Origin of the sequence: Streptomyces sp. NBC_01304, from assembly GCF_035975855.1 — a bacterium.
GTDB lineage: Bacteria > Actinomycetota > Actinomycetes > Streptomycetales > Streptomycetaceae > Streptomyces.
Genome location: NZ_CP109055.1, coordinates 9,614,508 through 9,628,980, shown reverse-complemented (window position 1 = coordinate 9,628,980; position 14,473 = coordinate 9,614,508). Strand labels below are relative to the sequence as shown.

At 67.5% G+C, this 14,473-nt stretch carries 6 protein-coding genes; 2 read left to right on the top strand and 4 right to left on the bottom strand.

Annotation, left to right across the window (positions count from 1 at the left end; all coding sequences use genetic code 11):
• Nucleotides 1–97: 97 nt before the first annotated feature.
• From OG430_RS42880 to OG430_RS42865, 4 genes are all read right to left on the bottom strand, one after another.
• The gene (locus tag OG430_RS42880) at nucleotides 98–1,201 is read right to left on the bottom strand and encodes a UbiA family prenyltransferase (RefSeq protein WP_327358076.1); all 1,104 of its coding nucleotides are present in this window, start codon (nucleotides 1,199–1,201) and stop codon (nucleotides 98–100) included.
• Entirely contained in the window at nucleotides 1,201–3,354 is a 2,154-nt protein-coding gene (locus OG430_RS42875; RefSeq protein ID WP_327359457.1) for a 1-deoxy-D-xylulose-5-phosphate synthase, read from the bottom strand. Before OG430_RS42875 ends, OG430_RS42880 begins: the two co-directional genes overlap by 1 nt.
• 464 nt (nucleotides 3,355–3,818) lie before the next feature.
• Nucleotides 3,819–4,964, bottom strand: a complete 1,146-nt coding sequence (locus tag OG430_RS42870) for a tryptophan dimethylallyltransferase family protein (protein WP_327358075.1) — start codon at nucleotides 4,962–4,964, stop codon at nucleotides 3,819–3,821.
• Between the two features lie 249 nt (nucleotides 4,965–5,213).
• A complete protein-coding gene (locus OG430_RS42865; RefSeq protein WP_327358074.1) occupies nucleotides 5,214–6,722 on the bottom strand; it encodes a hypothetical protein in 1,509 nt (502 codons plus the stop codon).
• A gap of 350 nt (nucleotides 6,723–7,072) precedes the next feature.
• Here OG430_RS42865 and OG430_RS42860 point away from each other — a divergent pair, with 350 nt between their 5' ends.
• Nucleotides 7,073–8,422, top strand: a complete 1,350-nt coding sequence (locus OG430_RS42860) for a hypothetical protein (RefSeq protein ID WP_327358073.1) — start codon at nucleotides 7,073–7,075, stop codon at nucleotides 8,420–8,422.
• Nucleotides 8,423–9,032: 610 nt separating this feature from the next.
• Nucleotides 9,033–14,297, top strand: a complete 5,265-nt coding sequence (locus OG430_RS42855) for a type I polyketide synthase (protein ID WP_327358072.1) — start codon at nucleotides 9,033–9,035, stop codon at nucleotides 14,295–14,297.
• Nucleotides 14,298–14,473: the final 176 nt, after the last annotated feature.

Here is a 14,473-nt window from a genome sequence, read left to right as displayed (position 1 = left end):
GCTGGCATCTTCATCGCGCGCTAAGGAGGCGTCTTGGCATCGGGCGGCCAATGAGCAGCCAGCACCTTCACCACCTCCCTGCCAGCCCTCTGGGATTTCATGGAGGAACGGCAATGCTGCTCGTTACGAGCAGGCAATACCACGTGGTGTAGAGCAGGTACGTCCGGTGATCGCTAGCTGGGTCGCGGTATAGCAGGACGCGTGCCGCCGCGATCCAACTGACTGCGGCCAGCAAGCCCTCGTATGCTCTCAGGCTGAGTGAAATATCTGAAGTTCCGCCGAAGATCCAGTAGTGGACGGCCACCGGAAGGATGGACAAGCCGATCGCTGCGAAGATCCGAGTAGGCCACTGCCCAATAACCATGGGGAGAGTTCGCCGGTTATTCTCGAAATCGCCGGCGATGTCGCGCAAGTCTTGCACCGACATCACCAAGTTGAACAGGAAGATGATGGCTGCGATTACCCTCCATCCACTCTTGGTGAGCGGGCCAGAAATCTCCCACGCGGCTGCAAGCTGGGCGAAGGTAGCGATTGCGATGCAGAGGTTCTTTCCATACCAACGCCTCGCCCATCCCAGATGGTTATAGAGAACGGTCATGGCGGCCCACAGCGCCGTCCACTCGGGGATTCCCAGTAAGACACCTAGGGCCATATACAGAGCGAAAACGCACCACCAGCGCAGGAATGCGCCTCGCAAGGAGATTTTTCCTGTGACCAGAGGGCGGTGAGGTTTGTTCAGACTGTCTTCCGCGATCCCTGTAGTTTGATTGGAAATGCAGAACAGATAGAGGGCCAGCCAGAAATAGCCCAGCGCAGCACCTTCCGATTCCAGCAGATCTTTCCAATCCCCACCGAGACTGCGCCATGCCGCACTGGTGAAGAGCATGGGCGGCAGGAGCATGGAGGAGGCATCCCCGCCGATGAATCGCCAACTCAAACAGATTTCGAACCAGAGACGGCGAACGGGTCGGCGCCATTCGGGTACCACCGGATTGGGTGCTTCCACCGGCCCGGCGGGGCTTCGCGAGTTCGATGATACATGCACCGAATAGGTGTGCGCGTCTCTAAAATCACTCTGCGGCTCCGGTTGTTTACCTACTGACACACGTTTTTCGGTGGCAACTTCTCGCGGTGCCGAAGTATTCGCTTCCCGCGCCCGCGTCAAGAATCCCGCCAGAGGTCCGGTGAGCGGATTCGTCATTAGCGGCTCTTCCTGTTCTGGACGGGATTATCTTCCTCGGCCACCCCCACAGGTTCCTCCGGGATGATCCTGATGGCTTTTCCCTTGTAGGACATGCCGAGGTCGGCTTCGCGGGAGCGGCGGAGGTCCTTGGGAAGCGAGAAGGTGATGGACTCGTCGGCGGTCTTGACCGTCTCCACGTCCTCGTAGCCGCGGGCGGCCAGCCACTGAAGTACGCCGTCCGCCAGGACCTCGGGGACGGATGCGCCAGAGGTGACACCAACGGTGGAGACGTCCTCCAACCCGGCTTCGTCGATTTGGTCGGCGGTATCCACAAGGCGGGCGGCCGGGGCACCGGCACTATGCGCGACCTCGACGAGCCGGACCGAGTTCGAGGAGTTCTTGGAGCCGACCACGATGACCAGGTCGGACTCGGCGCCGATCTGCTTGACGGCGATCTGCCGGTTCTGGGTGGCGTAGCAGATGTCGTCGCTGGGCGGCGAGATGAGCTGCGGGAACTTCTCCTTGAGGGCGTTGACCGTCTCCATTGTCTCGTCGACGGAGAGGGTGGTCTGGGACAGCCAGACGACCTTCGACTCGTCCCTGACCTCGACATTGGCGACGTCACCCGGGCCGTCGACCAGGGTGATGTGGTCCGGCGCCTCACCCGACGTGTCGATGACTTCCTCGTGGCCCTCGTGGCCGATCAGCAGGATGTCGTAGTCCTCGTTTGCCTCGAGGGCGGCCTGGGCCATCGGGCCCACCGGCACCAGGAGGACGTCCAGAGGGCGGCCGGGGCTGCGGTGCAGGATATCGAGGCCGTCGATGCAGGCGACTGCTTCGATGTCGTTTCCGGCGGGGGCTTTGGGCAGGCGCAGCAGGGTGGGCCCGTCGTGTGTGTCCACCGCTGATCGCAGCAGGCTCCGGAGCCGGGCCGGATCGCGCGGGGCGGCGATCCGCAGGCCCGGCACCACGGGGAGCAGGGACAGGTCCCACATGCCGTGATGACACGGCCCGTCGGGGCCGGTGAGGCCCGCCCGGTCCAGGACAAAGGTCACTGGCAGCCGGTGCAGAGCCACGTCCATCAGGACTTGGTCGACGGCCCGGTTGAGGAAGGTGGCGTAGATCGCGACGACGGGGTGGAAGCCGCCCATCGCCAGGCCGGCCGCACTGATGACGGCATGCTGTTCGGCGATGCCGACGTCGAACACCCTCTCCGGGCATTTCTGGGACATGGGGTTGAGGCCGGCGGGCCGCAGCATCGCCGCTGTGATCGCGACGACGTCCTCGATCTCGGCCGCCACCTCCACCAAGGCTTGGCCGAATACGCTCGTCCAGGACTCCGCGCCGGAAGTGGTGACGACCGGGCGGCCTGTGGCGGTGTCGACGGTCCCCACGGCGTGCAGGCAGTCCGCCTCATCCTGCTCGGCCGGGGGGTAGCCCTTGCCCTTGACGGTCATCACATGCACCACCACAGGGCGGCCTATGGCGCGCGCCCGCCGCAGCACGGCTTCGAGTTCGCTGGTGTTGTGCCCGTCGACGGGCCCGAAGTAGGTGAAGCCAAGCTCGGTGAACAGGTTCTGGCACGCCTCAGCGCCCCCGCCCTGTATCAGGGCCGCGAGGTGATGGGCCAGGGCCCCGGCGGTGGGGGCGTAGGAGCGGCCGTTGTCGTTGAGCACCACGATCACCGGCTGCTTGGGCGCACCGCCGATGTTGGTCAGGGCTTCCCACGCCATGCCGCCGGTCATCGCGCCGTCGCCGATGACGGCGACCACCGCCCGCTCCCTCTGGTCGTTCAGGGCGCGTGCCTTGGCCAGGCCGTCGGCGTACGACAGGGCGGTGGAGGCATGCGAGTTCTCCACCAGGTCGTGCACCAACTCGCCCCGCGACGGGTAGCCGGACAGGCCACCTGCTTGCCGCAGCGTGTCGAAATCCTTACCGCGCCCGGTGATCAGCTTGTGTACGTACGCCTGATGGCCGGTATCGAAGACCAGCGCGTCACAGGGCGAGTCGAAGACCCGGTGCAGAGCCAGGGTCAGCTCCACCACGCCCAGATTCGGCCCCAGATGCCCGCCTGCCGCGCACGCCTTCTCAATCAGGAACTCCCTGATCTGCCCGGCCAGAGCAGGGAGTTCTCCGGCCGGTACATCCCGCAGCGCCTCCGGATCAGCCATATCGGCCAGATCGGCTAAGCGGGGCACGGTATCTGGTGGGGCAGTCATCGGGCTCTTCCTTCGCCGGGGTCCAGGGCAGGCGTGGCCGATTGCGAACCCAGCGCCCCCGCCCGTAGTTGCAGGCAGCCGGTCGCCGGGTACAACCAGTGCACCGCCCCGGCCCCGGACCGCACAGGGGGCCGGGGCAGTGAATGCGCTGCAACCGATGCAACATTGCGCGCTTGTGAAAAGCTGGCGGGGACGGTCCGGTTGACCGGAAACCGGGGAGGAGAACACCCGCCTGCGGGCCCTGCTGGCGGAGGCAGACTGGAGCGGCGCCCAACTCGCCGCAGCCCTGGGCAGGTGGCCGCTGAACACGGGCAGCAACTGGCATGCGACCGGTCGATGGTCTCGCGCTGGCTGTCGGGCACCACCCCGCGGCCACCGGTTCCGGCGCTGATGCTGGCAAACAACGTCACAGCCACTCACGACGACGTCCGAGGCTCGGGGACACGGTCCGCTGCGGCGGCGAAGGGCGTGCGCTGCTGGGGCGCCACTTGGTACGCCTCGGAGGAGAGGTAGCTGGTGATCCGGGCGGGCCCGCGCCGAGGATGCACCAGGCTGAAATACGGGATGAGACCGACGCCGTCGGACAGCCGCCGTGTCACCAGGGCCGTCAGTGCCCGGTCCAGGACGCCGTGGCGCATGCCGTAGTCCTGTAACATCTGCACAGCACGATTGCGAACTATCTGGTCGTCGGACAGATAGGCGCGCACCGGCACGTGGACGGTGTAAGCGCTGGGCAGGCGGCTATCGGCTGCCGTGTAGGAGTAGCAGGAAATGACGGGCAGTCGGTCGAACCGGTCCACGCCAGCGGCCTGGTAGCAAAAGGTAGCTATGGCCTCGGGGTGGGGGCCCGGCATGAGCCGCGCGGCATCGATAATATCGTCGAGTGTGGCGTTGGGGTGCCGTTGGTAGACCTTCACTCGCGGATCACCCCATTGGCCCACATCGAGCGCGAAGAAGAGGAAATCTTCCCCCTTGGTAGAGCCGAGTGCCGCATGCTGACGCGCCGTCGGGTAAGCCTCGCTGAACCCCAGCCGGGCCAGCGCATCCTCGACGACCTCGGCCGCTCGCATCGGCCCATGGGCCAAGGGGTTGAGGTAGACCTTAAATCCTGGATGGCCGCTAGGCCGCAGCTCCGCCGCACACCACAATGCGAAGGGCCCCTGCGCCGCTGGCGGAAGAAACAGATCGTTCAGAAGGTCCAACTGGTCCAGCCGTACCCCCCACGCACTGGTTGCCCGTTCCAGCGCACACAGCCCCGCCCGCCCACTGCCCGCCCAGGTAGTCGCCTGACAGCCGGGTTCCACCAGCACCCGCAACAACGGAGCCGCGTCCGGAGAAAACGAGAGCGAGAACTCCACAGGTGTGTGGTCGTCGGAGACGAACGAGCCTGAGGGAGCACCAGAAGATAGCGGCCGCCGGGCCGCCGGGCCCAGCAGTTCCTCCACCATGCGCCGATAGGTATGGCTGTGACCACCGACGTCGGCGATTTGCAGCAGGCGTCGAAGCTGCTGGGAGACATGCCCGCCCAACAGCGACGCATGGTGATTGGCTTGCTGCCTCATCACCGCCTCCCGACCGAAGCCGAGATGGGCGGATCACCGACGATCAGGGCCTCGATCACTGGCCAGACGGCGTCCATCCCCGCAGTCCGGCGCGGTGTGCAACAGCGATGTCGCACCGTCGGTCACTCCTCGTCCGTCATATCCAAGTGCTGCTGACCACCCGGCCCGGGGGGTAATGGGGGGCAGCCACCAGGGGCCTCGCTCGCCCGGTACGTTCCATCGGTGCGACATCGGCTTGTAGTTGCCTTCTCAGTGGCCAAGTGCTGGAGCATCGAGGCAGTATCGGAACAGCACGTCGTCTCGTTGCTGAAGAGCCTCAGCGATGCTCCGAACTGCGGCCGTTGCCCGTTCGGTTGAGGGGCCACCAGCGGGTTCCAGAAGGTTGTATGCCCCGTCAACCGGCCACGCTGAGAGATCGGGAGCACTGAGGAACGGCAGGGACAGCCCTTCGGCGTCTTGCACAGCACGTCCAAGTCCAGCGAGGGCATTGTTGAAGGCAATACTCAATGCGGAAGCCGCGGCAGCGGCCCAGAGCCGAACGTTGATGTCGTCTGCTGTGAAGTGCCGCGTCAGCGTGGCGTGTAGTGCCCTCACCGGCTCTGTACCTGGTTCCAGGAATAGGTAACGCAGGCAGTCCGTCGCGCTCCACTGCAAGTGACCGTCCATGTCGAGGTTCTGCCAGTCAGTGAACAGCGAGGCTGTCGACGGGCCGATAAGCCGAGCCAGCGTGCCGACCCTCCGCTGAGCATGATCCAACGGACGACGGAAGGGCAGCGTGTGGTCATACAGCGTACGCCGGGCGCAGACGTCGAGGGCAAGAGCCGGCATGAACCGACGCAACGCGGCGAAACTTGCGCTGTGGGCGGCTTCGCGCAGATGCAAGGTGAGCGCGGAACGTTCGGCCGACGCCACAAGCTCAGCGAGGGCTTGTGCGGTTGGACCGTGCGACGGGTGGAGCGTAGAACTCTGACACCACGGATGCGCTTTTGTCAGCGTGGCGGCCTTGGAGTCTTTCGGTGACGTGTCGTGGGCGGTCGAGATATCCGGTAGACCAGTCCGCTCAACAGCATCCTGCACCAGCCGCATCATCTCGTACCCCAGGTCATCGAGGATCCTGAAAGTTTCCGTGGCGGCGGTCGTGACTTGGGCGCGGCGCTGCTTGTCCAAGCGTAGTCCGGCAAACGCCTCTTCGTCACTGGTCATTGTGTGGCCGTTCTCCAGCGTCAAATGGTGGTCTCCCCAGAAGACGAGTTCCTTGCCTGTGCGTTTGCGGTACTCGAGGGCCAAGGGTGCCGTGTGCCGGAACAGCCCGTTACCAGATGCTTCGATGGCCTCGACCACAGCGAACCGCGCGGCTGGATCTTGACTGTGGATGACGAGTGAGGTGAGTTCGGCGATCGCTGCACGCAATTGGGCAAGGTCGGGGTGTGTGTAGAGGAAGTCCATCAGTCGCGGAGACGATCCGAAGTGCTGCTCCCATCCCAAGGTCGAAAAATCCTTCACGAACAGCTCGGAGTGAGTCATATCTTCCGCGGCATGCTGGTTGAGTACGGTGCGGTGCCGGTCCCCGGCCGCTTCATCGCCATAACTGATGTGGTAGCGATTCAGGTCGGAGAAGTGCATGACAAAGGGGGCGGAAAAGATACCGAGCCAGAGCTTCCTCTCAACGTCAGATTCGCTCTCCCTGAGCCATTTCAGCAGGGGGTTCTCCTCGAAAGAGCGCCCCATTGAATTCATCAGCATCAAGACGGACTTCATCTCAATCTCCCCGAGGTCGACAATTCCTCTGTCAACTATTTCTTAGCTACCGCGATCAGGCAGCCCGCCTCTATAAATGTGCGGAGGGGGTGGGAACGGGCTCATCCTCCGAGGAATACTCGTCGCCTCCTTCCCAGGGGTCCCGTGCGGGCGGTCCCGCAACGACTAGCTTCCCAACCTTGAGTAGCGGGGTACTTGACCAGTGCACCGCCACTCGAGCGCCCCGCACAGAGGGCCCAGGCGGGCAATGCCATGCACAGCATGCAACCTTGCGCCCTTGTGAACGCCCCGCGATGTCGGAGAGCGTGACGGGCAGGCGTGGCAAGCCGGAAGAGAGGGAGTGCGGCATCGTGGCACGGGCTCCGAACAGCGCATTGCGGCGGCTGATGGGCGAAGCCGCCCTGAGTGAGGTCCAACTGGCTGCGGCGGTGCGCAGGGTGGCCGCCGAGCACGGGCAGCAGCTGGTGTGCGGGCAGTCGTCGATCTCGCGCTGGCTGTCCGGCACCCGCCCCCGCCCACCCGCTCCCGCCTACCTGCTCGAAGCGCTCTCCCGGCGCCTCGGCAGACCGGTCACCCCCGCCGAGGCGGGGCTTTCAGGAGTTCCGGAGGGTGATATTCCGTTTCTGGCTACGGAGTTGGAGCGGTCCTGGGATGCTGATGCGGTGCGTACTCTCTCCGCTCTGGTGCGGGCCGAGTTCGATCCGGCCCGGCGCCGCTTGCTCACGACCGGCGTCTACAGCCTCGCCGCCCTCGCCTTGCCCGGCCTGCCCCCTCTGGCCGGGCAGCCCCGCCCTCGTGCTGATGAGACGGCCCCGATACCGGCCCGGATCGAGCAGATGGACGCGATGGCCCGCCGCTTCGCGGACGCGGCCCAGGCCCACGGCGGCGGCCACGTCCGCACCGCCCTGGCCGCCTACCTCACCCACCCCGTCACCGGATGGCTGCACAGCTCCGCCCCTGAACCCGTCCGCCGCCAACTGCTCGCCAGTACGGCCCGCCTGACCCTGCTGCTTGGCACGATGACCGCGGACGACGGCGCCGACGCGCTGGCCCAGCGCTACCACCACTGTGCGGCTCGCCTGGCCACCGATGCAGGTGATAGGGCCGTCTTCGCGATCACTCTGCGGTCGATGGCCACCCATGCAAGCGACCTGGGCCACCACACCCCTGCCGTCTGGCACCTGTCCGAACGGGCTGCCGAGGCCGCCCGCGGCGGCGCCCCACGCATCGCCCGCGCCTACGCCCAGGCCCACCTCGCGGTCGCCGCCGCCCGCCACGACCGGCACGCCGCACTGACCGCGTTGGCCACCGCCGAGCGTCTCCACGAACAGGCCGACAGCAGCCCCGGCCCGTTCACCGCGTACCCCCTGGCGGCCCTGCACTACCAGCGCGCCCAGACCCTCACCGCCCTCGGCGACCTGCCGGGCGCGATCGGCGCCTACACCGCCTCACTGCGCCTGCGCACCGGAGCCGAACGCCACGCGGTCACCCTCACCCACGCCCGCCTCGCCGAAACCCTCCTGGCCCGCGGCCACCTCGAGGCCGCCCTCACCCACTGGTCGGCCTTCCTCGACCACTACCCCCACCTCGATTCTGCCCGCGCCACCCGCCACCTGCACGCCCTGCGTCAACGTCTCGTCCCCCACTCCCGGCACAAGCCCGCCGCCGCCGTCCTGAACCGGGCCACGGCGCTGCGCTGAAGCGGCCACGACCGCCGCACGGTCGAACGGATCTTCCACGATCAAAAACATGCCCGATGAACTGGCGTCGGTCCCGCAGGCGCGACAGCACCACAGACATGTTCATGCGCACGCCGCAACCCGCGCGGTCTCGCTCCAGAAGCAACTCCGTTGGATTCTCGGCGAGAACTACTGGGACCCCTCGACGAGATCAGCTTCCGACGCGGTGGCCGGGGAAGGCTCTTGAGGGTCCGTCATGACCCCGGATCTTCGCACAACGCATGTCTCGGAACCCTCTCTTCGCCTGTTTGAGTGCGAACAAGTTCTGCGAGCGAATCAGCCCATTGGCGATCTTCGGCCGCCGGTAATTGATCTTGTTCGGGTAAAGGGTCGTTCGTTTGTGAGAATCACCGGAACTTCGCGACGCTGGTGCGCTCCGGCGCCAACTTGAGACGCAGGGTGAGACGACCTGGCTGACCTGTGCCGGGCGCACGACCAGATGGATACGTGTCTTCACGCGCTGATAGCTGCGCCCTTCTCAACGCGGTGCTGCTCGGCTGTCGTGGAGGGTATGCCTGAATCCAGCGCGGCACGCGCGACAGCTGAACCCACATCAGACGTAGGGGCCTACATGCAGCCGGTCGCGGTGATCGGCATGGGGCTCCGTTTTCCCCCGGCTCTCGATTCACCGGAGGGTCTCTGGGAGTTCCTCATGGCGGGCGAGCGCCATGTCGGTGTCGTTCCCCGCAAGCGTTGGGAGCCCTATGTCTCGTCCAGTCCTGAACTGGAGGCGCTGCTCCGCTCGGCGGTGCAGCGTGGATCGTTCCTGGAGGACATCGAGGGATTCGATGCGAACTTCTTCGGGATCTCGCCGCGCGAGGCGCATGTGATGGACCCGCAGCAGCGCCTTCTGCTGGAGGTGGTGTGGGAGGCACTGGAACGCGCGGGTGTGCCGCCGCGCAGCATCGCCGGCAGCGACGCGGGGGTGTTCATCGGGACTGCGGCCAGTGATTACGGGCGGCGCCTGCTGGAGGACCTGCCGAACGTCGAGGCGATGACGATCACCGGGAGCCACCACTACGCGATCCCCAATCGCGTTTCGCACCTGTACGACCTGCACGGGCCGAGCATGGCGGTGGACACCGCCTGCTCCTCCAGCCTGTCCGCGATCCATCTGGCGGTGCAGAGCCTGCGTACCGGCGATGTCCCTCTGGCGCTGGCCGGCGGTACGCATCTGATGACGGGGCCGGCCCCGTTGCTCGGGCTGACCGCGTCCGGGACGACCTCTCCCGACGGGGTGAGCAAGCCGTTCGATGCGCAGGCCGACGGATACGGCCGTGGGGAGGGTGTCGCCGTCGTGGTGCTCAAGCGCCTGGCCGATGCCGTCACGGCGGGCGACTCGGTGCTCGCCGTGATCGCGGGCAGCATCGTCGCCCAGGACGGCTGGACCAACGGCATTATGGCTCCCAGCAGCAGCGCCCAGGCCCGGATGCTGCGCAGGCTCTACCGAGGTGCCGGAGTTGATCCGGCGACGGTCGACTACCTGGAGGCGCACGGCACGGGCACTGCCGTCGGTGATCCGATCGAGGCGACTGCCCTTGCCGAGGTGATCGGCGCGGGACGGGAGGCCGGAAATCCCTGCCTGATCGGGTCGTTGAAGTCCAACATCGGTCACCTGGAGGGCAGTTCCGGTGTGGCCGGCCTGATCAAGGCGGTGCTCTGCCTGCGGGCGGGCCTGATTCCGGCGATGGAGTCCTTCTCCGGTCAGCTCAATCCGGCGGTCGACTGGGACGGCAGCGGTCTGCGAGTGGTGCACGAGGCCACCGAATGGCCGCAGCATGACGGGCCGCGACGTGCCGCGGTCTCCAGCTTCGGCGCGGGCGGCACCATCGGCCACGTACTCCTGGAAGAAGCCCCCGGACAGCACGTGCGGCCGCCGGAGGCGGGGCGGCCACAGTACGCCAGCACCGGTCAGGTGCCGTGGGTGTTCCCGCTCTCCTCGATGTCGGCGCAGGGCGTGCAGGCCAACGCTGTCCGTCTGGCTGACTGGCTCACGCGGACGCCCGATGCCGAACTCGGTGCGGTGGCGCACACCCTGGCCGTGCGCCGCTCGCATCTGCCCTGGCGTGCCGCGGCGGTGGCTGGCACACACGAGGAACTCGACCGACGGTTGCGGGCCATCGCAGCAGGTGAGGGATGCGGCCGTGCCTTGTCCCCGTCGGCACGACTGGTGTGGGTGTTCTCCGGCCAGGGCGCTCAATGGGCGGGCATGGGCCGTGAACTCGACGCCACCGAACCTGCCTTCGCTCAGGTCGTGGACGCGGTGACGCCGGTGTTCGTCGACGAGCTCGGCTTCGCCCCACGCGATGCGCTGGCGCAGCACACGCTGGAGGGCATCGACCGTATCCAGTCGCTGTCGTTCCTCATGCACGTGGCGCTCGCCGCCACGTGGCGTGCGCACGGCATCGAACCGGCCGCGGTCGTCGGCCACTCGCTGGGCGAGATCGCCGCCTCTGTGGCCGCGGGTGTCTTCAGTCTGGAGGACGGAGCACGCCTGGCCTGCCGCCGGGCCCGCCTCATGCGCGCCGCCGAAGGGCACGGCGCCATGGCTCTCGTCGGCGCCCCACCGGACGAGGTGGCACAGCGGCTGGCCGGGCGCGTTGATGTGACGATCGCGGTCTACGCCTCCGCCGAGTCCACCGTCATCAGCGGCGACACCGACGCGGTGAACGAGCTGTGCGCCACCTGGCAAGCCGAGGGACTGTTCGTCCGCCCGGTCAACAGCACCGTCGCCTCGCACAGCTCCCACATGGATCCGCTGCTGCCGGCGATCGCGGACGCGGCAGCAGACCTGACCGTCCACCCGCCGAAGATCCCCCTGTACAGCACGGCCCTTGACGATCCCCGCACGAGCGCCCCGCGGGAAGCCGCCTACTGGCAAGCCAACCTGCGCAACCCCGTCCACTTCACCGACGCGGTACGCGCCTCCGCCCAGGACGGACACCGCGTCTTCCTGGAGATCTCCAGCCACCCCATCGTCAGCCATTCCGTCCTGGAGATCCTCGGCGAGTTCGCGCCGCCCGAGGAGACCGCGGTGGTCTCCACCCTGCGACGCCAGGCCGGAGGACAGCACCAGATCCTCACCTCGCTCGCCGCCCTGCACTGCGCGGGCGCTCTGATCGACTGGGGCCATCCGCGCTATGAGGGCTCTCTCGTCGCGCAGCTGCCCACCACCACCTGGCAGCACCGGCCCTACTGGGCCGACACACCGATCCGTCGCGGAGGCCACGCCCCGGACACGCACAGCCTGCTCGGCACCGCGACACCCGTCGCCGGCTCCGCAACGCAGTGGCTGTGGCAAACCACCCTCGACGCGGACCGCCGCCCCTACCCGAACGAACACCGCGTCCACGGCGTCGATATCGTCCCCGCGGCCGTCCTCGTCAACAGCTTCCTCGCCGCAGCCCGGCACATCGGGCAACCCGCCGTCCTCAGCAGCATCGCGCTGCGCACCCCTCTGCCGGTCGCGCCCCGACGCGACGTGCAGATCGTGCTGCGCGACGACGGCCTGTCCCTGCTTTCGTGCCTGGCGCCCGAGAGCCCCGAGGACACGTCCGGGGCGACACACTCGAGTTGGCTCACGCACACGACCGCGCGGTTCGACGACGCCGACAGCTCCGACGGTTCCACCGCGACGGTCGCCGAGGACGGCGACGGCAGCTGTGACGAGGCCCTCGACGGTACTCAACTCCTGCAGCTGCTCAGCCCATTGGGCGTGGAGGGATTCGGTTTCCCCTGGGACGCCGGTGAGCTGCGCCGCGGACCTGATCGCGTGATGGCGCGCATGAGCGTGCCCCCGCAGAGCGCCGACGCCGCTACCGACTGGGCGCCTGCCCTGGACGCGGCCATGACCGTCACATCGCTGCTGCTATTGGGCGACAGCGCGCATCGCATGCCGACCCGGATCCAGCGGCTCGCGGTCCACGGGGAGCCGCCCACCGACTTCACGGTGCGAGCCCGCATCGACCATCAGGCCAGCACCATCGACATCCATGTCACCGACGCCGCCGGCCAGCCCGCGATCGAGGTCACCGGCCTGTACTTCGGCGTCCTCGAAGCCCACGGACCGGCCGCGCAGCACCCGGCCCAGCCAGAGCGCATCACGCACCGCCTCGCCTGGCGCCCCTGGCAGCAGCCCGACACCCCTACCGCAACCCAGAAGATCGTCGTGCTCGCCCCCGGCAACGGCCACCGGGGCAGCAGCCCTCTCACGGACAGCCTGCGGACCGCGCTCGACGCCCAGGACACGCCGTTCACGGTCGTAGCCGGCATCGACAAACTCCAGGCCCGCCCCGAACTCCTCACCCCCGACACCGCCGTGCTGCTGGTGCCGCAACCCGCCAGCGAGGACGCGGCCGACATCGCCGACCGCGTCGAAGCCAACACCTGGGCCCTGCTGGAGAGCGTGCGCCACCTGGCCGCCCTGCCGCCCCACCAGCAGCCACGGCTGTGGTGCGTCACCGGAAACGTACGTACCGGCTCCGGCGCGACGGCCCTCGCCCAGGCCCCGCTGTGGGGCGCGGGCCGCGCGGCCGCCGGCGAGCACCCTGAAGTGTGGGGCGGAATCCTCGATCTCAACCCGGACGACCCTCCGTTGGGCACCACCTTGCTCTCCGCGCTCGCGCACCCGTACGTGGAAGACGTCTTCGCGCTGGCACGGAACACAGCCGACGTTGCCCGGCTGGCGCCCCTGGAGGGGGGCACAGCCCCGTGGAACGCTTGCCGACCCGACGCCACCTACCTGATCACCGGCGGCCTCGGCGGGGTGGGCAGGGAAGCCGCCCGCTACCTCGCCCAGCGCGGAGCACGACGACTCATCCTGCTCAACCGCACCCCGATGCCGCCACGTTCCCAGTGGGACACCGCCGAGGACGAGGCAGTACGGCAACGGATCACCGCCGTACACGAACTCGAAGCCATGGGTGCCACCGTCCGCCTCCTCACCGCCCACATCGCCGACCGCCAGGCCACCGAACACGCCCTGGCCGACGCACTGAAGGACCTGCCCGCGATCCGCGGCGTCGTGCACCTCGCGGGTGTCAGCGAAAACCACCTCATCTCCCGGCTCAGCCGCTCCTCACTGCGCACCGTGCTGAAACCGAAAGTCGACGGGGCACTCACCCTCCACGAGCTGTTCCCTCCCGGCACCCTGGACTTCTTCGTCCTGTTCTCCTCCACCGGCCAACTGATCCGCAATACCGGCCAGGCCAGCTACGCCGCCGCCAACGCGTTCCTCGACACCTTCGCCGCCTACCGCAACGCAGGTGGGCACCACGACTGCCTCACCATGGCCTGGCCCGGCTGGCGGGGCCTGGGCCTCTACGCCACCGCGACCGGCATGTTCCAGCAGGAAATGGCCGCCAGCGGCACCGGAGACGTCAGCGCACAAGAAGCTTTCCGCTGCTGGGAACTGGCCGCCCAACACCAAGTGTCCTACGCCGCCGTACTGCCCCTGACCGGCAGCCCGACCGGCACCGCCCCACTGCCGCTGCTGTCAGAACTGGCCGCGGCCACAAGCCTCCAGCCGGACGCCGAAACAACCGACCCGGACAACCCCACCGACCTCAGCCAGCTCTCACCCGACGAACTCCATGTCTGGCTCACGGACACGGTCTGCCAGCACGTCTGCCGACCTCTCCAACTGGCACCCGAAGACATCGACCACCGACGCCCCCTGCTCGAAATGGGCCTGGACTCCGTGACAGCGCTCACGATCCGCACCCGCCTCGAACACAGCCTCGGCCTCAGACTCCCCGCCACCCTCCTGTGGAACCACCCCACCGTGACCGCACTCACCAGCCACTTCCAGGACCTCCTTCTCACTGCTCAGGACTGACCTACCAAGACCGCCTGGGTGCGGTGTCCCGCCCCAGGCGGTCCCTACGGCAACAGCACACAGCGACCGCAACCCTCGCCGCGAAACCCGGCCCGCCGCGCATCCCACAGAGCTGCATGGCGCCCGTGAGCGCGGCACCCGTTCTGGAGGTGACCATGACCAACCGGGCGATGATC